We start from the raw sequence: 634 nt of genomic DNA, 5'->3' as shown, positions 1-634 counted from the left end.
GTTCCCACCCGTGGCGCACTCGCGCTGCTGGCGCTGGGACTCGTCACCAGCGGGCTCGCCGTCTATCAATGGCTGGAGTTGCTCACGGTGCGCGCGGGCGGCTCCACCGCCTGCAGCATCAGCGAGACCGTCAACTGCGCCACCGTCTGGAACTCGGACTTCGCCAGCGCCGTGCACGACACGCTGGGCATCCCCATCGCGGGCCTGGGCCTGGTGTGGGGCCTGGCCGCCGTGGGCCTCTCCGCGCTGTACCTCGCGTGGGCCAAGGCGGGCCGCGATGTGCGCCCGGCCACCAACGGACTGCGCCTGCTGGCGCTCGCGGGCGTCGTCTCCATCATCGTCTTCGCCGCCGTCAGCGCCCAACTGGGCGTGGTGTGCCCCACCTGCATGGGCACCTACGCGCTGGTGCTCGTCTTCACCGGCGTGGCGTGGCGCGGCCTGCCCGGCCCCCTGATGCCCCAGGCGGGCGAGTGGGGCGACACGCTCAAGTGGACCGTGGGCATCTCCGCCGTCGCCTTCGTGGCCATGCAGATGCCCGGCCGGGCCACGCCGCACGCGCCGAAGGCCGGCGCCTTCCTGCCGCCGGTGGCCTCCACGCAGGCGCCGAACACGTCCGGCTCCAACTCCCCCATGC

The 634-nt window shown here is 73.3% G+C and carries 1 protein-coding gene; it reads left to right on the top strand.

From position 1 onward, the window contains the following. Positions 1-634: vitamin K epoxide reductase family protein (locus D7Y11_RS42820; RefSeq protein ID WP_306770500.1), on the top strand; the 634-nt coding region annotated here is incomplete at both ends.

The organism is Corallococcus sp. AB018 (assembly GCF_003986945.1).
GTDB lineage: Bacteria > Myxococcota > Myxococcia > Myxococcales > Myxococcaceae > Corallococcus > Corallococcus exiguus.
Note: the sequence above shows the minus strand (reverse complement) of the source record. Positions and strands in the feature narration are given on the sequence as shown.